Annotated in this window: 18 protein-coding genes; 12 read left to right on the top strand and 6 right to left on the bottom strand. The window is 58.1% G+C overall.

From position 1 onward, the window contains the following. The first annotated feature begins 10 nt into the window (after positions 1–10). The 11 genes from nuoI (at position 11) to C9422_RS16320 (ending at position 10,528) form a co-directional block, all read left to right on the top strand. Positions 11–556, top strand: a complete 546-nt coding sequence (nuoI, locus tag C9422_RS16370; RefSeq protein WP_007970449.1) for an NADH-quinone oxidoreductase subunit NuoI — start codon at positions 11–13, stop codon at positions 554–556. A 9-nt stretch (positions 557–565) separates the two neighbouring features. Next, complete coding sequence (gene nuoJ, locus C9422_RS16365; RefSeq protein WP_116581351.1) at positions 566–1,069, top strand: NADH-quinone oxidoreductase subunit J; 504 nt, start codon at positions 566–568, stop codon at positions 1,067–1,069. Positions 1,070–1,071: 2 nt separating this feature from the next. Beyond that, a complete protein-coding gene (gene nuoK / locus C9422_RS16360; RefSeq protein WP_007946416.1) occupies positions 1,072–1,380 on the top strand; it encodes an NADH-quinone oxidoreductase subunit NuoK in 309 nt (102 codons plus the stop codon). Beyond that, entirely contained in the window at positions 1,377–3,230 is a 1,854-nt protein-coding gene (gene nuoL / locus C9422_RS16355; RefSeq protein ID WP_116581350.1) for an NADH-quinone oxidoreductase subunit L, read from the top strand. Before nuoK ends, nuoL begins: the two co-directional genes overlap by 4 nt. A 39-nt stretch (positions 3,231–3,269) precedes the next feature. Beyond that, on the top strand, positions 3,270–4,802 hold the full coding sequence (gene nuoM, locus C9422_RS16350) for an NADH-quinone oxidoreductase subunit M (RefSeq protein ID WP_104447789.1): 1,533 nt from the start codon (positions 3,270–3,272) through the stop codon (positions 4,800–4,802). 7 nt (positions 4,803–4,809) lie between these two features. Continuing rightward, positions 4,810–6,273 carry an NADH-quinone oxidoreductase subunit NuoN gene (nuoN, locus tag C9422_RS16345; protein ID WP_116581349.1) on the top strand — a complete coding sequence of 488 codons (1,464 nt, stop codon included), beginning with the start codon at positions 4,810–4,812 and terminating at the stop codon, positions 6,271–6,273. Between the two features lie 262 nt (positions 6,274–6,535). Next, complete coding sequence (locus tag C9422_RS16340) at positions 6,536–6,859, top strand: type II toxin-antitoxin system Phd/YefM family antitoxin (protein WP_371924780.1); 324 nt, start codon at positions 6,536–6,538, stop codon at positions 6,857–6,859. Beyond that, positions 6,856–7,233 (top strand): type II toxin-antitoxin system VapC family toxin, encoded by a 378-nt coding sequence (locus C9422_RS16335; protein ID WP_116581348.1) that lies wholly within the window; start codon positions 6,856–6,858, stop codon positions 7,231–7,233. Before C9422_RS16340 ends, C9422_RS16335 begins: the two co-directional genes overlap by 4 nt. Before the next feature lie 543 nt (positions 7,234–7,776). Continuing rightward, the gene (locus C9422_RS16330) at positions 7,777–8,475 is read left to right on the top strand and encodes a glutamine amidotransferase (protein ID WP_116581347.1); all 699 of its coding nucleotides are present in this window, start codon (positions 7,777–7,779) and stop codon (positions 8,473–8,475) included. Positions 8,476–8,518: 43 nt separating this feature from the next. Then, positions 8,519–9,430: a diiron oxygenase gene (locus C9422_RS16325; RefSeq protein ID WP_116581346.1), complete on the top strand. Its 912-nt coding sequence runs from the start codon at positions 8,519–8,521 to the stop codon at positions 9,428–9,430. A 63-nt stretch (positions 9,431–9,493) separates the two neighbouring features. Further along, positions 9,494–10,528, top strand: a complete 1,035-nt coding sequence (locus C9422_RS16320) for a 2Fe-2S iron-sulfur cluster-binding protein (RefSeq protein WP_165824783.1) — start codon at positions 9,494–9,496, stop codon at positions 10,526–10,528. Positions 10,529–10,618: 90 nt separating this feature from the next. Here the strand turns inward: C9422_RS16320 and C9422_RS16315 are convergent, their stop codons facing one another. Genes C9422_RS16315 through C9422_RS16290 form a run of 6 tightly spaced genes read right to left on the bottom strand, consistent with a single transcriptional unit; the run spans position 10,619 to position 16,575 of the window. Then, on the bottom strand, positions 10,619–12,361 hold the full coding sequence (locus C9422_RS16315; protein ID WP_116581344.1) for an ABC transporter substrate-binding protein: 1,743 nt from the start codon (positions 12,359–12,361) through the stop codon (positions 10,619–10,621). Between the two features lie 47 nt (positions 12,362–12,408). Beyond that, a complete protein-coding gene (locus C9422_RS16310; protein WP_007970457.1) occupies positions 12,409–12,681 on the bottom strand; it encodes a DUF2160 domain-containing protein in 273 nt (90 codons plus the stop codon). 10 nt (positions 12,682–12,691) lie between these two features. Then, entirely contained in the window at positions 12,692–13,492 is an 801-nt protein-coding gene (locus C9422_RS16305) for a carbohydrate ABC transporter permease (protein WP_007970460.1), read from the bottom strand. Positions 13,493–13,502: 10 nt separating this feature from the next. Then, positions 13,503–14,369, bottom strand: coding sequence for a carbohydrate ABC transporter permease (locus C9422_RS16300; protein WP_007970461.1), 867 nt, complete (start codon positions 14,367–14,369; stop codon positions 13,503–13,505). After that, entirely contained in the window at positions 14,366–15,481 is a 1,116-nt protein-coding gene (locus C9422_RS16295) for an ABC transporter ATP-binding protein (RefSeq protein ID WP_116581343.1), read from the bottom strand. The genes C9422_RS16300 and C9422_RS16295 overlap by 4 nt, the downstream gene beginning before the upstream one ends. Further along, on the bottom strand, positions 15,481–16,575 hold the full coding sequence (locus C9422_RS16290; protein WP_116581342.1) for an ABC transporter ATP-binding protein: 1,095 nt from the start codon (positions 16,573–16,575) through the stop codon (positions 15,481–15,483). Before C9422_RS16290 ends, C9422_RS16295 begins: the two co-directional genes overlap by 1 nt. Positions 16,576–16,934: 359 nt before the next feature. Here C9422_RS16290 and C9422_RS16280 point away from each other — a divergent pair, with 359 nt between their 5' ends. Then, a complete protein-coding gene (locus C9422_RS16280) occupies positions 16,935–18,770 on the top strand; it encodes a sigma-54-dependent Fis family transcriptional regulator (RefSeq protein ID WP_116581437.1) in 1,836 nt (611 codons plus the stop codon). Positions 18,771–18,813 lie beyond the last annotated feature (43 nt).

The raw sequence follows: 18,813 nt of genomic DNA, 5'->3' as shown, positions 1-18,813 counted from the left end.
ATAGAGAATCATGAAGTACATATTTGACATCGTGCATGGCTTCTACACCCAGCTTCGCAGCCTGGTGATGATTTTCGGCCACGCCTTCCGCAAGCGCGACACGCTGCAGTACCCGGAAGAACCGGTCTACCTGCCGCCGCGCTACCGTGGACGCATCGTCCTGACCCGTGACCCCGATGGCGAAGAGCGTTGCGTAGCCTGCAACCTGTGCGCCGTGGCCTGCCCGGTCGGTTGCATCTCGCTGCAGAAAGCTGAAACCGAAGACGGTCGCTGGTACCCGGACTTCTTCCGCATCAACTTCTCGCGCTGCATTTTCTGTGGCCTCTGCGAGGAAGCCTGCCCGACCACCGCGATCCAGCTGACACCGGATTTCGAGATGGCCGAGTTCAAACGTCAGGACCTGGTTTACGAGAAAGAAGATCTGCTGATCTCCGGCCCCGGCAAAAACCCTGATTACAACTTCTATCGTGTTGCAGGTATGGCGATTGCCGGGAAGCCGAAAGGCTCCGCGCAGAACGAAGCCGAACCGATCAACGTGAAGAGCTTGCTGCCTTAAGGAAGAAAGATGGAATTCGCTTTCTATTTCGCATCGGGTATCGCTGTGGTGTCCACGCTTCGCGTGATCACCAACACCAACCCTGTGCACGCCCTGCTCTACCTGATCATTTCGCTGATCGCCGTGGCCATGACGTTCTTCGCCCTCGGCGCACCGTTTGCCGGTGTCCTGGAAGTGATCGCCTACGCTGGCGCCATCATGGTGCTGTTCGTGTTCGTGGTGATGATGCTGAACCTGGGCCCCGCCTCGGTTCAGCAAGAGCGCGTCTGGCTCAAGCCCGGCATATGGGGCGGCCCGGTCCTCCTCGCCTCGCTGCTGCTGGTGGAACTGCTGTACGTGCTGTTCTCCCACCAGACCGGTGAAGCCGTCGGCCACACCACCGTAGACGCCAAGGCCGTGGGCATCAGCCTGTTCGGTCCTTACCTGCTGGTGGTCGAACTCGCCTCGATGCTGCTGCTCGCCGCAGCCGTCACGGCGTTCCACTTGGGCCGCAACGAAGCCAAGGAGCAATGACGATGCCTGCTATCCCCATGGAGCATGGTCTGGCGGTCGCCGGCATCCTGTTCTGCCTCGGTCTGGTCGGCCTGATGGTCCGCCGCAACATCCTTTTCGTGCTGATGAGCCTGGAGGTCATGATGAATGCCTCCGCTTTGGCGTTCATCGTTGCCGGTAGCCGCTGGGCGCAGCCGGATGGACAGATCATGTTCATCCTGGTGATCAGCCTGGCAGCCGCCGAGGCCAGTATCGGCCTGGCGATCCTGCTGCAACTGTATCGCCGCTTCCACACGCTCGATATCGACGCTGCCAGTGAGATGCGCGGATGAACCTTCTCTATCTGACTTTCGTATTCCCTCTCATCGGTTTCCTGCTGCTGTCGTTCTCCCGTGGACGCATCTCGGAAAACCTGGCCGCGCTGATTGGCGTCGGCTCCATCGGTCTGTCGGCGATCGTTACCGCCTACGTGATCTGGCAATTCAACGTCGCCCCGCCGGAAGGCGGTCACTACACCCAGGTGTTGTGGCAGTGGATGGCGGTGGAAGGTTTCACGCCGAACTTCGCCCTGTACCTGGACGGCCTGTCCGTGACCATGCTCGGTGTGGTCGTCGGCGTCGGCTTCCTGATCCACCTGTTCGCGTCCTGGTACATGCGCGGTGAAGCCGGTTACTCGCGTTTCTTCGCCTACACCAACCTGTTCATCGCCAGCATGCTGTTCCTCGTGCTGGGCGATAACCTGTTGTTCCTGTACTTCGGCTGGGAAGGCGTGGGCCTGTGCTCGTACCTGTTGATCGGTTTCTACTACAGCAACCGCAACAACGGTAACGCCGCACTCAAAGCCTTCATCGTGACCCGCATCGGTGACGTGTTCATGGCCATCGGCCTGTTCATTCTGTTTGCCCAACTGGGCACGCTGAACGTTCAGGAACTGCTGGTGCTGGCACCGCAGAAATTCCAGGCCGGCGACTTCTGGATGGTCATGGCCACCCTGATGCTGCTGGGCGGCGCTGTCGGTAAATCCGCGCAACTGCCACTGCAAACCTGGCTGGCGGACGCGATGGCCGGTCCTACTCCGGTTTCGGCACTGATCCACGCCGCAACCATGGTGACCGCCGGTGTCTACCTGATCGCCCGTACCCACGGCCTGTTCACCCTGGCGCCGGAAATCCTGCACCTGGTAGGCATTGTCGGTGGCGTGACCCTGGTCCTGGCTGGTTTTGCAGCCCTGGTTCAGACCGACATCAAGCGTATCCTCGCCTACTCGACCATGAGCCAGATTGGCTACATGTTCCTGGCCCTGGGCGTCGGTGCCTGGGATGGCGCGATCTTCCACCTGATGACCCACGCCTTCTTCAAGGCCCTGCTGTTCCTTGCATCCGGTGCGGTGATCGTTGCCTGCCACCACGAGCAGGACATCTTCAAGATGGGCGGTCTGTGGAAAAAGCTGCCACTGGCCTACGCCAGCTTCATCGTCGGCGGCGCGGCCCTGGCGGCCCTGCCACTGGTCACCGCGGGCTTCTACTCCAAGGACGAAATCCTCTGGGAAGCGTTTGCCAGCGGTAACGAAGGTCTGCTGTATGCAGGTCTGGTCGGTGCGTTCATGACTTCGCTGTACACCTTCCGCCTGATCTTCATCGCGTTCCACGGTGAAGCGAAGACCGAAGCCCACGCCGGTCACGGCATTGCCCACTGGCTGCCACTGTCGGTGCTGATCGTGCTGTCGACCTTCGTCGGCGCAATGATCGTTCCACCGCTGCACGGCGTGCTGCCTGAGAGCGTCGGCCATGCCGGCGGCGAAGCCAAGCACAGCCTGGAAATCGCTTCGGGCGCCATCGCCCTGGCCGGTATCCTGCTGTCTGCGCTGCTGTTCCTCGGCAAGCGTCGCTTCGTGACGGCCATCGCCAACAGCGGCATCGGCCGTGTCCTTTCGGCCTGGTGGTTCGCTGCCTGGGGCTTCGACTGGATCTACGACAAACTGTTCGTCAAGCCGTACCTGGCGATCAGCCACATCCTGCGCAAAGACCCGCTCGACCAGACCATCGGTCTGATCCCGCGCATGGCCAAAGGCGGTCACACCGCCCTGAGCCGTACCGAGACCGGTCAACTGCGTTGGTATGCCGCCTCGATGGCTGCTGGTGCCGTGCTGGTCATCGGCGCCGTCGTGCTGGTAGCGGTCTGATATGAACCTTGCGAATTTGCGAAAGGAAACGAACCCGTCATGATTCTGCCTTGGCTAATCCTGATCCCCTTCATCGGCGGCCTGCTGTGCTGGATGGGTGAGCGCTTCGGCGCCACCCTCCCCCGCTGGATTGCGCTGATCACCATGTCCCTGCTGCTCTCCCTCGGCCTCTGGCTGTGGGCCAACGGTGACTATTCATTTGCTCCGGCACCGGGTGCCGATCCGACCTGGGCGCTTGAGTTCAAGCATGTCTGGATCCAGCGCTTCGGCATCAATGTGCACCTGGCCCTCGACGGCCTGTCGCTGTTGATGATCATGCTGACCGGCCTGCTGGGTGTCCTCTCGGTACTCTGCTCGTGGAAAGAGATCCAGCGTCACGTTGGCTTCTTCCACCTGAACCTGATGTGGATCCTGGGTGGTGTCGTCGGCGTGTTCCTCGCCCTCGACCTGTTCATGTTCTTCTTCTTCTGGGAAATGATGCTGGTGCCGATGTACTTCCTCATCGCGCTCTGGGGTCACAGTTCTTCGGACGGCAAGAAAACCCGGATCTACGCGGCGACCAAGTTCTTCATCTTCACTCAGGCTTCCGGCCTGATCATGCTGGTGGCGATCCTGGGCCTGGTACTGGTCAACTTCAACGACACCGGCGTGATTACCTTCAACTACGCCGACCTGTTGAAGACCAAGATGTCGACGACCACCGAGTACATCCTGATGCTCGGCTTCTTCATCGCCTTCGCGGTCAAGCTGCCAGTCGTACCGTTCCACTCCTGGCTGCCTGACGCTCACGCCCAGGCACCGACCGCAGGTTCCGTCGACCTCGCCGGTATCTTGCTGAAAACCGCTGCCTACGGCCTGCTGCGTTTCGCCCTGCCGCTGTTCCCGAATGCATCGGCCGAGTTCGCGCCGTTCGCCATGACCCTGGGTCTGATCGGGATCTTCTACGGTGCGTTCCTGGCGTTCGCGCAAACCGACATCAAGCGTCTGATCGCCTTCTCGTCCGTTTCCCACATGGGTTTCGTACTGATCGGCATCTACTCCGGCAGCCAACTGGCGCTGCAGGGCGCGGTGATGCAGATGCTGGCCCACGGTCTGTCGGCAGCGGCACTCTTTATCCTGAGTGGCCAATTGTACGAACGCACTCACACCCGCGACATGCGTGAAATGGGTGGCCTGTGGTCGAAGATCGCCTACCTGCCGGCCCTCAGCCTGTTCTTCGCGGCGGCGTCCCTGGGCTTGCCGGGTACCGGTAACTTCGTCGGTGAGTTCCTGATCCTGATCGGCACCTTCCCGATCGCCCCATGGGTCACCATCATCGCGACGTCCGGCCTGGTGTTCGGTTCGGTCTATTCGCTGATCATGATCCATCGCGCCTACTTCGGCCCGGCCAAATCGGACGCGGTGCTGCATGGCATGGACGGTCGCGAAATGATCATGGTGGTCGGTCTGGCTGCACTGCTGATCTACATCGGCGTGTACCCACAACCGTTCCTCGATACCTCTGCCGCTACGATGCATGGCGTGCAGCAGTGGCTCGGTACCGCCTTCACTCAACTCGCTTCGGCCCGGTAAGAGCGCTATGGAATTCACGACTCAACACTTTATCGCGCTAGCGCCGCTGTTGATTACCAGCGCCACGATCATCGTGGTGATGCTGGCGATCGCCTGGCGCCGCAACCACTCCCAGACCTTCCTGCTGTCGGTGGCCGGTCTGAACCTGGCATTGCTGTCGATCCTGCCTGCCTTGAAAGTCGCGCCCCTGGCCGTGACCCCATTGCTGCAGATCGACACCTTCGCCTGCCTGTACATGGCGCTGATCCTGGTCGCCACCCTCGCCTGTGTGACCCTCGCCCACGCCTACCTTGGCGATGGCGGTTCGGGTTACCCGGGCAACCGTGAAGAACTGTACCTGCTGATCCTGATGGCCGCCGCCGGTGGCCTGGTGCTGGTCAGCGCGCAGCACCTGGCCGGGTTGTTCATCGGTCTGGAACTGCTGTCGGTGCCGGTCTACGGTCTGGTGGCCTATGCCTTCTTCAACAAGCGCTCGCTGGAAGCCGGCATCAAGTACATGGTGCTGTCGGCAGCCGGTTCCGCGTTCCTGTTGTTCGGTATGGCCCTGCTCTACGCTGACGCCGGTTCCCTGAGCTTTGTCGGAATCGGCCAGGCGCTGGCGGCTACTGGCCTGCCAAGTTCGCTGGCGCAACTGGGCCTGGGCATGATGCTGATCGGCCTGGCGTTCAAACTGTCGCTGGTACCCTTCCACCTCTGGACCCCGGACGTCTACGAAGGTGCTCCGGCACCGGTTGCAGCATTCCTGGCCACCGCGTCGAAAGTGGCGGTGTTCGCAGTGATGGTGCGTCTGTTCCAGATCTCGCCAGCGGCGAGCAGCGGCGTGCTGAGCAACGTGCTGACCATCATCGCCATCGCGTCGATCCTGTTCGGTAACCTGCTGGCTCTGACCCAGAGCAACCTCAAGCGTCTGCTGGGTTACTCGTCCATCGCCCACTTCGGCTACCTGCTGATCGCCCTGGTGGCGAGCAAGGGCCTGGCCGTGGAAGCCATCGGCGTGTACCTGGTCACCTACGTGATCACCAGCCTCGGCGCCTTCGGCGTGATCACCCTGATGTCCTCGCCGTACAACGGCCGTGACGCGGATGCCCTGTACGAATACCGCGGCCTGTTCTGGCGCCGTCCGTACCTGACTGCCGTACTGACCGTGATGATGCTGTCCCTGGCCGGTATCCCGCTGACCGCCGGCTTCATCGGCAAGTTCTACATCATCGCCACCGGCGTCGAGTCGCATCAGTGGTGGCTGGTCGCCTCCCTGGTACTGGGCAGCGCCATCGGCGTGTTCTACTACCTGCGTGTGATGGTCACCCTGTACCTGATCGAACCGAACCTGCGTCGCCACGATGCGCAACTGCACTGGGAACAACGTGCAGGCGGCGTAATGCTGCTGGCCATCGCGGTATTGGCCTTCTTCCTCGGCCTGTACCCACAACCGCTGCTGAACCTGGTTCAACAGTCGGGTCTGGCGGGTTGATCGCTTAGGCGACTCTCGGCAACAAACAGAAACGGCACCTTCGGGTGCCGTTTTTGCGTTTTTGGGGGGGCAAAGTCAAAAGATCGCAGCCTGCGGCAGCTCCTACGCGCCTGTGGGCGCCGCCGCAGGCTGCGATCTTTTAATCATCATTGCGATCAGCAATTGATGACATCCGGCGATTGCTCCCGAACACTAATGTGAGCGACGGGCTTACAGGAGTATTCAAATGAAACAAGAACCGATGGTGATGATGTGCAATGAAATGGCGAAACCGACCTATGGTTCGCTTGCCTTTGCCGCCCCGAAAAATCTGGCTATTTTTTTTCCAGAATATGGGAGAGAAATCATGATCGTCGTTCCGTTGGCCGAAGCAAAAAACAATCTGTCCAAACTCGTCGATGATGCGGCGGCGGGCCAGATCATAACGATTGCCAAGCATGGTCGAGCCTTGGCCCGCCTTGTTCCCGTAGGAAAAACCAGCGGAAAGCGTATCGGTGCGATGAAAGGCAAACTGGTTCTGGCTGAAGACTTCGATGCACTACTGCCGGACGACATGCTGGATGCTTTTGCAGGAACCCACGAATAAGGGTTCTACTGGACACTCATGTTTTGCTTTGGGCTCTCAGCGATGACCCCAAACTATCCGGCAAGGCCAGAAAACTCATTGAATGCGCTGCCGACATATACATCAGCGCAGCGACATTCTGGGAAATGGCGATCAAGGTCGGGTTGGGAAAGCTGAATGTTGATCTGGAAGAAATCCGCCAATACTGCCTCGAAAGCAGTTTCTTTGAATTGCCTGTGACCTCAGAACACGCCATTGCCGTGAGAGACCTCGAACATCACCATCGTGACCCGTTCGACCGTTTAATTATTGCAACGGCCATTACAGAACCCATGAAACTCCTCAGCGCCGACTCCGTGATTGCCCAGTACACGGATTTGGCTATTTGGGTCTGATTGATACAAGGAAATTGACGGTTTGCCTATAAGGGCCTCTTCGTCGGGTCGCGTTTTTTCAAAGTATGCCAAATAGCTGCCCCCCCCTGTTGGGGCTGCCATTAGCGTCAATGATGACTCAGTCGGCTTGACGTTATCCAAGACCGCCTGTTTCACCACCAACTCCCCCAGCATGACCATTTACTCGATGCGCAGCAGGGGCTCGCGGTGCGCGCCTTCCAACAGCGCGGCAAAATCACCGAGCATGACTGTGGCTGAGGCCAGGGATTCACAAGTAACCACTGATTCAGGTGTCCGAAGAGACGCTTCCCTACGTGAACGCAGACTCTTGTCACATATGTTCAATCTTTATTCCATGTTTGCATCACACCTCATAAATACCGCAGCAAAAAACCTTGAATTCATAGTGAGTTGAAGCCGGCACCGGGTAAAAAACCGGACAAACAATAATGTCATTGCATATTTCTTACACTTTGCGATTCGACAGCACTTGAGTACCGAGCTTAATTTATCGCCCAGACCAACTACAAGAAACGGCCTACGATGAAAAATGCACTCGTAATTCGACATTTGAACTTTGAAGATCTCGGCACACTCGAACAGCTGTTGCTTCACCGCAGTTACAATATTCATATTGTCGATGCCACTTCTGAAGAGCTGCACACAATTGATCCCATAACACCTGATCTGATGGTGATATTGGGAGGACCGATCGGTGCCTATGATGAAAAAAAATACCCATTTATAGAAGGTGAAATTTCTCTTATCAGCACACGCCTGCAAAACAATAAGAAAACGTTGGGAATTTGCCTGGGCGCACAACTGATAGCGAGGGTGTTGGGAGCCTCCGTTTATCCAATGGGGCACCTGGAAATTGGCTTCAGCCCTTTGCAACTGAGTGATGACGCACGCCATTCCTGCCTTGACCTGTTGAACGATGATATCGGTGTGTTGCACTGGCACGGAGATCAATTCGATATTCCCAAGGGGGCTGATCATCTGGCCAGCAGCGAATTTTGTGCCAATCAGGCGTTTAGTGTCGGCAATAACATACTGGCTCTGCAGTTCCATCTGGAAGTTGACCCTGACCGCATTGAACAATGGCTGGTCGGTCACGCAGCGGAATTGAACATGGCCTCAATTGACCCTCGCGATTTGCGTCGACAGGCATACTTACATGGCAAGTCATTGAAAGCCATTGCACCGAAAATCATTTCAAGCTGGCTCGACCTGCCACTCTAACAAAGCTCATTGCGCAGACTACTTAGAATAAAAGGTAACTACCATGAACACTCACGACATTCAAACTTACTCGGTTGCACAGATGCTCGAAAAGCTTTCCCTGCTTTGGAGTACACGAGCCGCTGTCAACAACAAACAACCTTCTTATTCGGAGCTGGCGTTCGACCCCGGCAAAAATGACTTCTGTGAGAGCTTGCTCCCGTTCAGAAATCATCCTGCCTGGATTGAAGCCTCACCCGAAATGAAATCAACCTGCCTGTCCTATGCATGGATTATCTACAACCTTAAAACCATTTACATCGAATGCGACATTGTCACGCCGGCCTGCGAGGACATCATCAAAACGCCACCCAGCGCTACCAGGAATCGAGCATTGCTTCAGGAGTCCATTTCCGAAGCACTGCTGGATGAGGCACTGCACACCAAGATGTCAGTCACTGCCTGCAACTACATCTATCACCACCGAGATCTTGCACACCTGAATTTCACAGACTTCAACTTGATCAAATGGAAAAATTGGGTGCTATCGTCCTGTTCTGCCGAATGGGAGCGCAGACTCACTCGCTTCGGTATCGCCTGCGCCAGTGAAACGCTGATTACGGACTATCTTAAAACGCTGGCGGAAGACAGTTCCGTTCAAAGCATATGTCATCAAGTCACCAAGACCCATGCTATGGATGAATGGAGCCACTCCAGTGTGTTCAGCTATGTAGCAGCAGATCTCATATCGACGCTATCTCAACGTGAAAAAACGCATTTAAAGACCATCATTAAAAAAACAGTATCAATGTTTGCGAACAATGAGATGGGAGCGTGGGAAATGGCTTTCTCTCATGCTCGCCTGCCTCGCTATGCAGACATCATTCATGACACGGCGACACTCGGCGAAGTAAACGTCTATACCGAATCGGTCGAAAAATTGCTGAACCGAATAGGGCTCGAAGAAACTCACTGATAGCTGACGCCCCTGAACAATTTATAAAAACGTACTTCTCTCTTTACCATGAAGGGGACAACCATGGAACGGCTTGCGTTCTTGAGTTGCGAGAAAACCTCAGATGCGGCAACCCACACGAAGACTTACCTGCTGCGATTACCCCAATGCATTGCAACCGACGAACTAAAACCGGGACGTTATATTGTGATCAATCACCCCGACCGTTTTGGTACGGCGCAACAACGTAATTACTCGATTACGGCGTTGAGGGATAACAATCAGATTGAAATCACGGTCAAGAGCACGGGTAACAAAGGAGTGTCGGATAGTTTGTATTCGAACGTCAGCTGTGGATCACTCCTTTGTGTTTCCCAAGTAGGTGGAAATATCACTTCGGACAGTATTATCGCCTATCGACATGTCTTGATGCTGGCAGGCGGTATCGGCATCACGTTGCCGGTAGCGCTGATCCGTAGCCTTGTCGAGCTTGAAAAAAAAGATAAAACCATCCCCCGAGTCACGCTCCTGGTGAGTTCCCCTACGATTGCAAGCATCCCGTTCCTCGCGGAACTCCTCGCATTGGCGTTCCGATCGGACTGGTTCAACGTTCGTTTCTTTATTACTCGAGAAGCAGTCAAAACGCACTCTCAGCACTTTACCGGGGGACGCCTGGATAAACTTTCCTTACTGGATTCAGTCCCCGTCGACGCGGCGGTCATTTGCGGTAGTCATGGTTTTTCCGTTGCCCAGCAGGTGCTGGTCAAGGAGCTGAATCACAACATCCCCTGTTACATCGAAGCGTTCAGCAGCTTGGAACCGTCAGAACCGACAGCCGAACACAGCCCACTGACCACGGTCTGCGCTCGATCAAACCAGAACGACTACCGCTTCCAGGTCAGCACAGGAAAAACGTTGCTTGATGCATTGGAAGCCAACCAGGTCCCCATCCGCAGTCAGTGCCGCTCAGGCATTTGCGGCAGTTGCAGAATCAAGGTTATTTCCGGGGCATGCAAAAGAGCACCTGATTTCTCGCTCAGCACTGCGGAACGGGAGTCGGGCTATGCGTTGGCTTGCTGCACCTATGCCGAGGGTGGTGAGCTCTCAATTGAAGTCTGACCGTGCATGCAGGGACTGAGCGTTAAGGAGTACGCTCACGACGAAAAACGGCACCTTTCGGTGCCGTTCGCCTTTCACACTCCCAAACACTTACTTACGCGCATCCGCCCACGATTTCAGCAGCTCGCTGTAGCTCACGGTTTCGCCTTTCGGCTTCTCGTTTTCCAGTTTCGGCTTCGGCGCGCCCGGCTGATCGAACCAGTACTGAGCATCGCGCTCAGGGTTCATTTTCGGTGCGCAGGTGGCTTGTGCCTTAGAACGCTCCAGGCGGGTCATGATCGCGTCCTGATCCTTGGCCAGGCCGTCGAGTGCCTGTTGCGGGGTTTTGTCGCCGCTGGCCGCTTCGGCGATGTGGCTCCACCACAACTGCGCGAGGCGAGGATAATCAGGCACGTTGGTCCCGGTCGGGGTCCATTGCACGCGGGCCGGGCTGCGGTAGAACTCCACCAGGCCGCCGAGTTTCGGTGCCAGGTCGGTCATCGCCTGCGAGTTGATGTCCGATTCGCGGATTGGCGTCAGGCCGACGATGGTTTTCTTCAGCGACACGGTTTTCGAGGTCACGAACTGCGCATAGAGCCAGGCCGCCAGTTTCTGCTTCTCAGGCGTGGACTTCATGAAGGTCCAGGACCCCACGTCCTGATAGCCCAGCTTCATGCCCTCCTCCCAGTACGGTCCCCGCGGTGACGGCGCCATGCGCCATTTCGGCGTGCCATCGGCGTTCATCACCGCCAGGCCTGGCTTGGTCATGTCGGCGGTGAAGGCGGTGTACCAGAAAATCTGCTGGGCGATGCTGCCCTGGGACGGCACCGGGCCGGATTCGGAAAAGGTCATGCCCGCCGCTTCCGGTGGCGCGTATTTTTTCAGCCAGTCGACGTACTTGGTGGTGGCGAACACCGCCGCCGGGCCGTTGGTGTCGCCGCCGCGGGTCACGCTGGAACCCACCGGGTGGCAGTCCTCGACACGAATGCCCCACTCGTCCACCGGCAAGCCATTGGGGATGCCCTTGTCGCCGCCACCGGCCATGGAGAACCAGGCATCGGTGAAACGCCAGCCCAGGGACGGGTCCTTCTTGCCGTAGTCCATGTGCCCGTAGACGCGTTTGCCGTCGATTTCCTTGACGTCTTCGCTGAAGAACTTGGCAATGTCTTCATAGGCGGACCAGTTCACCGGGACGCCCAGCTCGTAACCGTACTTTTCCTTGAACTTGGCCTTGAGGTCCGCGCGTTCGAACCAGTCGGCGCGGAACCAGTACAGGTTGGCGAACTGCTGGTCAGGCAACTGGTAGATCTTGCCGTCCGGAGCGGTGGTGAAGGAAATGCCGATGAAGTCCTTGAGGTCGAGGGTCGGCGAGGTGAAGTCCTTGCCTTCGTTCGCCATCAGGTCGGTGATCGATTCGGTCTTGCCGTACCGAAAGTGCGTACCGATCAAGTCCGAGTCGTTGACCCAGCCGTCATAGATGCTCTTGTCCGATTGCATCACGGTCTGCAGCTTTTCCACCACGTCGCCTTCCTGCAGCAGGTCGTGGGTCAGCTTGATTCCGGTGATCTCGGTAAAGGCCTTGGCCAGCACCTTGGACTCGTACTCGTGGGTGGCGATGGTTTCCGACACCACCTTGATGCTCATTCCGCGGAAGGGCTCCGCCGCCTTGATGAACCACTTCAATTCTTCCAGCTGCTGATCGGCCGTCAGTGTGGATGGCTTGAATTCACTGCCGATCCATTTTTTTGCGGCATCTTCGTAGGCATCGGCCCAGGCCGAAGCGCTCAAACCGCTGAGTGCCAGCATGGCTGCCAATGAAATGCTATGTCGCAGCTTATTGTTTTTGTCGAACATAGAGACCTCCTTATTGAGTTTCGGAGCAACAGTGCCGAGCAATTCGACTAGCCCCAACGCATCACAGCCAACAGCCACACCAGGGACAACGCGAACGCCACCCAGATGCTCCAGTCGGTGACGCCGATTACCAGCAAATGCAGGTAGGCGCTGCCGAGAAGACCGATGAACAAGCGATCGCCACGGGTGGTGGCAATCGGTAGCAAACCTCGCCGAAGCACGCTCGGCGAACGCAACTCCCAGGTGGTCATGCCCACCAGGATCAAGGCAATGACGCCGAAGAACGCCGCCGTAGGGACGGTCCAACTCATCCATTCCATCATCAGCTCCTCATACCCGGCCCAGGGCAAAGCCCTTGGCCACGTGGTTGCGAACAAACCAGATCACCAGCATGCCCGGCAGGATGGTCAACACCCCCGCCGCCGCCAGTACGCCCCAGTCGATACCGGATGCCGAAACCGTACGCGTCATCACCGCCGCGATGGGTTTGGCGTTCACCGAGGTGAGGGTTCGTGCCAGCAGCAGTTCGACCCAGGAAAACATGAAGCAGAAGAACGCCGTTACGCCGATGCCGGAGCCGATCAGCGGGATGAAAATCTTCACGAAGAACTTGGGGAAACTGTAGCCATCGATGTAGGCGGTTTCGTCAATTTCCTTGGGTACGCCGGACATGAACCCTTCGAGAATCCACACCGCCAGCGGCACGTTGAACAGGCAGTGAGCCAGGGCCACGGCAATATGGGTGTCGAACAACCCGATCGACGAATACAGCTGGAAAAATGGCAACAGGAACACCGCCGGCGGCGCCATGCGGTTGGTCAGCAGCCAGAAGAACAGGTGCTTGTCGCCCAGGAAGCGATAGCGCGAGAAGGCATAGGCCGCCGGCAGTGCCACGGTCAGGGAAATGATCGTGTTCAGGCTCACGTAATACGCAGAGTTGATGTAGCCGGTATACCAGCTTGGGTCGGTGAAGATCACCTTGTAGTTGGCCAGGGTGAAATCCTGCGGAAACAGCGTCAGGCCGCCGAGGATTTCGCTGTTGCTCTTGAAGGACATGTTCAGCAGCCAGTAGATCGGCACCAGCAGGAACAGGATGTAGAGCAGCAAAGGGATAAGCTTTCTTTTGCTCATGGCGCGGGCCTCAACGGTTGGCGTCAGAGTGAGTCATGGCGGTGTAGAACAGCCAGGACACCAACAGGATGATCAGGAAGTACACCAGCGAGAACGCCGCGGCCGGCCCTAGGTCAAATTGCCCTACGGCCATCTGCGTCAGGGTCTGGCTGAGGAACGTCGTGGCATTGCCCGGGCCGCCGCCGGTGAGCACGAAGGGCTCGGTGTAGATCATGAAACTGTCCATGAAGCGCAGCATCACGGCGATCAACAGCACGCTCTTGAGCTTGGGCAACTGGATATGGCGAAACACCGCCCAGGCCGAGGCACGGTCGATCCGCGCCGCCTGGTAATACACATCCGGAATCGCCCGCAACCCGGAAAAGCACAACAGCGCCACCAGCGAGGTCCAGTGCCAGACGTCCATCACCAGCACGGTGACCCAGGCGTCCGCGGTGTTCGCTGCATAGTTGTAGCTGATGCCCATGGCATTGAGGCTCGAACCGAGCAGGCCGATGTCGGCGCGGCCGAAGATCTGCCAGATGGTGCCGACCACGTTCCACGGGATCAGTAGGGGGATCGCCAACACGATCAGCACCACCGACGACCAACGGCCCTTGGTCGGCATGGTCAGGGCGATGGCGATGCCCAGCGGAATTTCGATCAGCAGCACGCAGGCGGAATAGATGAACTGGCGCAACAGCGAGTCGTGCAGCCGAGGGTCGAGCAGTACCTGCTTGTACCAATCGGCACCGACGAAATAGCGGCTGGACTGGTCGAAAATGTCCTGCACCGAATAGTTGACCACGGTCATCATCGGGATCACCGCACTGAACGCCACCAGCAGGAACACCGGCAGCACCAGCCACCAGGCCTTGTTGTTCTGCACCTTGTTCATGGCTGCGCCTCCTGGTTGGCATGGGCTTCGAGCAGGAAATCATCGGCGTACACCATCAACCACTGCGCCGGAAAGCTGATGTAGGCCGTGCCTTGCGGCACCGGTTTGTCTTCGGCCAGGCGCACTTTCAGGGTCGCGCCGTCGAGGTTGAGAGTCATGATCTTGTAGGTGCCCAGGTCCTCGACGTGTACGACCTGTGCCCGCAGCGCGTCATCAAAGGCTTCGTCCCACACATGGACGAACTCCGGGCGAATGCCGACCTTGAGGGTTTTCCATTCGGATTCAGCGATGCGTTGCTGCATGGCCTCGGACAGCGGCAGGTGGGTCGAGGCGAACCCGACGCCACCCGGTTGCGGCTGCACCTCGATCAGGTTCATCCCCGGGCTGCCGATGAAGTAGCCGACAAAGGTGTGGCTCGGGCGCTCGAACAATTCCCGTGGTGTGCCGAATTGCACGATCTGCCCGCCGTACATCACCGCAATCTTGTCGGCGAAGGTCGAGGCCTCCAGTTGATCGTGGGTGACGTAAACCATGGTGATGTTGAACTGTTCGTGGATCTGCTTGAGCTTGCGTCGCAGCTTCCACTTCAGGTGCGGGTCGATCACTGTCAGCGGCTCGTCGAACAGGATCGCCGACACATCGTCGCGCACCAGCCCGCGGCCCATGGAGACTTTCTGTTTTTCGTCGGCGGTGAGGTTGCGCGCCTTTTTGTTCAGCAGGTTCTGCAGGTCGAGGACTTCGGCGATTTCCTGCACCTTGGTATGAATTCTTGCCTCGGCCATGCCCTGGTTGCGCAGCGGGAAGGCCAGGTTGTCGAACACCGTCATGGTGTCGTAGACCACCGGGAACTGGAAAACCTGGGCGATGTTGCGCTTCTCCGGCGTCAGGTCGTTGACCGCTTTGCCGTCGAACAAGACATGCCCCTGGGACGGGCTGAGCAGCCCGGAAATAATGTTGAGCAAGGTTGATTTGCCACAGCCCGACGGACCGAGCAACGCATAGGCGCCGCCCTGCTCCCAGATGTGGTCCATCTCGCGGATCGCGTAGTCCTCGGGTCCCACCGGGGTTTTGGTGTAGCTGTGGGCGAGGTTCTGCAAACGGATTTCGGCCATCAGGCTACCCTCGCGACACGCTGGCCCGGCGCCTGCACCAGCCGGCCCTGCGTATCGAACACAAACAGTTTATGGGTCGGGATGTAGATACGGATCGGCGCGTCGACGTCGTACTCGTGAACACCCGGCAAGTGCAGCACCAGCAGGAAATGCTCGTTGCGCACGTGCAGGAAAGTTTCCGAGCCACTGATCTCGGCCACCTCGACGGTCACCGCCAGTTCGAGGTCATCGTCATTGCTCGGCACCAGCGAGATATGGCTGGGTCGCACGCCGAAACGGAACTCGCCCTCGCCCACCGGGCGCAAATCGACGTTCAGCGGAAAGTGCACGAAGTTGGCGAAACTCACTTCGTTGCCGGCAATGCGCCCCGGCATCAGGTTGATCGGCGGCTCGGAGAACAGCTCCGCCGCCAGCACGGTTTGCGGCTGGTGATAGACCGAGGACGACTGGCCGCTCTGGATCACCCGGCCTTCATGAAGAATGGTGGCGGTACCGCCCAGGGCCAGGGCTTCGTTGGGTTCGGTGGTGGCATAAATCGCGATGGTATGGCGCGCCTTGAACAGCTCGCGCATTTCCTGGCGCAGTTCCTCGCGCAACTTGTAGTCGAGGTTGACCAGCGGCTCGTCGAACAGGATCAACTCGGCATCCTTGACCAGCGCCCGGGCCATGGCCGTGCGTTGTTGCTGGCCACCGGAAAGCTCCAGTGGATAACGCTTCAGAAACTTTTCGATGCGCAGCATCTTCGCGGTTTCCAGCACCTTGCTCTGGATCAGCTCGCTGGATACACCGGCCTGGCGCAGCGGCGAGGCGATGTTGTCGAACACCGTCATGGTCGGGTAATTGATGAACTGCTGATAGACCATCGACACATTGCGCAAGCGCACCGGCCGTTGGGTAACGTCGACGCCGTTCATCAGGATGCGGCCGCTGTCGGGCTTGTCCAGACCGGCCATCAGGCGCATCAGGCTGGTTTTGCCGGACAGGGTGCGCCCCAGCAAGACGTTGAAGGAACCGGGTTCAAAACTCAGGTTGGCATCGTCGATCCAGGTCTGGCCCTCGACGGTGCGGCTGACGTGCTCCAGGGTGAGTGACATGGCTCGGCCTTTTATTATTGGAGTCAAGCGACCGGAGCGATAAAGCGACATCCGTGCCAAAAATCCCAAGCCATTGATTCAGCTAGAAATGAGTGAAAACCACAGCCCGTCGACGTTCGTTGCTGAACACAAATGAACAATCTGAAATGAACAATTGAACAGTTCACCCATTGACAGTGAACAATAGTGAACAACACTCTACGGACTGTTCACGGCCCCTGTAGGAGCTGCCGAAGGCTGCGATCTCTTGATCTTGCTCTTCAAAGACAAGATCAAAAGATCGCAGCCTGCGGCAGCTCCTACAGAGAGGCGCATGTAGCCATAACAACAATAAAATGCTGATTCAGAGACTGACTGCCATGCCCGCACCCGCATCGCCGCTGTCCCACGACGCCATCATCCAGGACTCCTGGTCGCGTTGCCGCGCGTTCGGCCTCAGTCATCAGAGCGCGCCGGCATTCGATCAATTGCCGGCCGCAGGCATCGCGCAACTGCTGGAGAGCCAGCATTCACTGGTGCAAACCACCCATCAGGAAGTGCTGCCCTACTACGAGAACATCCTGAGCAATTCCAATTGCCTGATCATGCTCGCCGACCATCAGGGCCAGGTGCTTACGTCCTGGGGCACCCAGCGCTTTATCGAGCCGAAGCTGGCCCGGGGTTTCAGCGCCGGCGCCAGCTGGATGGAACGTTGCACCGGCACCAACGCCATTGGCACCGCCTTGGCCTGTGAGCAAGCCGTGCACATCGAGCACGATGAACATTTCCTCAAGGCCAACCGCTTCATGACCGGTTCCGCCGCGCCGATTTTCGATGCCGAGCGCAAGGTGATCGCGGTGCTGGACGTGTCCAGCGACAGCTACCTGCCGCCATCGCACACCCTGGGCATGGTCAAGATGATGAGCCAGACCGTGGAAAACCGGCTGATCCTCAACCTGTTCCATGGCCAGCATTTCCAATTGACCTTCAACACCGGCCTGAACAACCTCGACAGCCAATGGGCCGGCTTGCTGATTTTCGATGAAAGTGGCCAAGTGCTGTCGGCCAATCGCCGGGCCGACAATCTGCTGGGCATCAGCCTGTCGCGGGTCAGTGTCGAGAGCCTGTTCAAGGTCTCGCTGCTGGAACTGCTCAATCAGCCCGAAGGCCTGCCCTTCGCCTTGCAAACCTCAGGACGCAACCGCTTCCAGTGCCTGCTGAAGCGGCCGAAACAGGCATCCATTCAACCCCGAGTGTTCACCGAGCCGGTTGTCGCTACACCCGCGGCCATCAGCCTCAACACCCTGCATTTCGGCGACAGCCGCGTGGAAAAAGCCGTGCGCCAGGCCGAACGCTTGCTGGAAAAAGACATTCCACTGCTGATCCACGGTGAAACCGGGGTCGGCAAGGAAGTCTTCGTCAAGGCCCTGCACCACGCAAGCTCACGCAGCAAACAAGCGCTCATCGCCGTCAACTGTGCGGCGATTCCCGCCGAACTGGTGGAATCCGAGTTATTCGGCTATGAGAAAGGCGCGTTCACCGGCGCCAACCAGAAAGGCAGCATCGGGCTGATCCGCAAGGCTGACAAAGGCACGCTGTTTCTCGACGAAATCGGTGACATGCCGCTGCCGACTCAGGCGCGGCTGTTGCGGGTGTTGCAGGAGCGTTGCGTGCAGCCAGTGGGCAGCAGCGAATTGTTCCCTGTGGACTTGCGCATCATTTCAGCGACCAATCGCTCGCTGCGCGAACAAGTACAACTGGGGCGGTTTCGTGAAGACTTGTACTACCGCATCGGCGGCCTGACCCTGGAACTTCCGCCCCTGCGTGAGCGCAGCGATAAGGAGGCACTGTTCAAACGCCTGTGGGAGCAGCACCGCGAACCGGCGCAATGGGCCGGTTTGAGCCAGGAAGTGATGGCGTTGTTCGGCCGCCACCCGTGGCCGGGCAACTTGCGCCAGGTCAGCAGCGTGATCCAGGTGGCCCTGGCCATGGCCGAGGAACAACCGGTGCGGGCAGAGCACTTGCCGGATGATTTTTTTGTCGACCTGGAGATGGAACCGGTGGAGACGCCGGAGCCGCTGGGCATCGACTTGAACGATGTGGAAGCACTGAATCGGCAGTTGCAGGCGGTCGGTGGGAATATTTCGTATCTGGCGCGGTTGTTGGGGGTTAGCCGCAATACACTTTACAAGCGGTTGCGGCAGTTGGACGGTTGAAAAAGATCGCAGCCTTCGGCAGCTCCTACAAGGTGTACGCAAT

The organism is Pseudomonas sp. B1(2018) (genome assembly GCF_003097365.1).
GTDB lineage: Bacteria > Pseudomonadota > Gammaproteobacteria > Pseudomonadales > Pseudomonadaceae > Aquipseudomonas > Aquipseudomonas laurylsulfatiphila.
This window is presented reverse-complemented; position numbering and strand designations above follow the sequence as displayed.

What these genes read in the sequence shown, in the direction of transcription:
- nuoI (WP_007970449.1), top strand. Translation starts at nt 11, where the DNA reads ATGAAGTACATATTTGACATCGTGCATGGCTTCTACACCCAGCTTCGC.
- nuoJ (WP_116581351.1), top strand. Translation starts at nt 566, where the DNA reads ATGGAATTCGCTTTCTATTTCGCATCGGGTATCGCTGTGGTGTCCACG.
- nuoK (WP_007946416.1), top strand. Translation starts at nt 1,072, where the DNA reads ATGCCTGCTATCCCCATGGAGCATGGTCTGGCGGTCGCCGGCATCCTG.
- nuoL (WP_116581350.1), top strand. Translation starts at nt 1,377, where the DNA reads ATGAACCTTCTCTATCTGACTTTCGTATTCCCTCTCATCGGTTTCCTG.
- nuoM (WP_104447789.1), top strand. Translation starts at nt 3,270, where the DNA reads ATGATTCTGCCTTGGCTAATCCTGATCCCCTTCATCGGCGGCCTGCTG.
- nuoN (WP_116581349.1), top strand. Translation starts at nt 4,810, where the DNA reads ATGGAATTCACGACTCAACACTTTATCGCGCTAGCGCCGCTGTTGATT.
- C9422_RS16340 (WP_371924780.1), top strand. Translation starts at nt 6,536, where the DNA reads ATGGCGAAACCGACCTATGGTTCGCTTGCCTTTGCCGCCCCGAAAAAT.
- C9422_RS16330 (WP_116581347.1), top strand. Translation starts at nt 7,777, where the DNA reads ATGAAAAATGCACTCGTAATTCGACATTTGAACTTTGAAGATCTCGGC.
- C9422_RS16325 (WP_116581346.1), top strand. Translation starts at nt 8,519, where the DNA reads ATGAACACTCACGACATTCAAACTTACTCGGTTGCACAGATGCTCGAA.
- C9422_RS16320 (WP_165824783.1), top strand. Translation starts at nt 9,494, where the DNA reads ATGGAACGGCTTGCGTTCTTGAGTTGCGAGAAAACCTCAGATGCGGCA.
- C9422_RS16315 (WP_116581344.1), bottom strand. Translation starts at nt 12,361, where the DNA reads ATGTTCGACAAAAACAATAAGCTGCGACATAGCATTTCATTGGCAGCC.
- C9422_RS16310 (WP_007970457.1), bottom strand. Translation starts at nt 12,681, where the DNA reads ATGGAATGGATGAGTTGGACCGTCCCTACGGCGGCGTTCTTCGGCGTC.
- C9422_RS16305 (WP_007970460.1), bottom strand. Translation starts at nt 13,492, where the DNA reads ATGAGCAAAAGAAAGCTTATCCCTTTGCTGCTCTACATCCTGTTCCTG.
- C9422_RS16300 (WP_007970461.1), bottom strand. Translation starts at nt 14,369, where the DNA reads ATGAACAAGGTGCAGAACAACAAGGCCTGGTGGCTGGTGCTGCCGGTG.
- C9422_RS16295 (WP_116581343.1), bottom strand. Translation starts at nt 15,481, where the DNA reads ATGGCCGAAATCCGTTTGCAGAACCTCGCCCACAGCTACACCAAAACC.
- C9422_RS16290 (WP_116581342.1), bottom strand. Translation starts at nt 16,575, where the DNA reads ATGTCACTCACCCTGGAGCACGTCAGCCGCACCGTCGAGGGCCAGACC.
- C9422_RS16280 (WP_116581437.1), top strand. Translation starts at nt 16,935, where the DNA reads ATGCCCGCACCCGCATCGCCGCTGTCCCACGACGCCATCATCCAGGAC.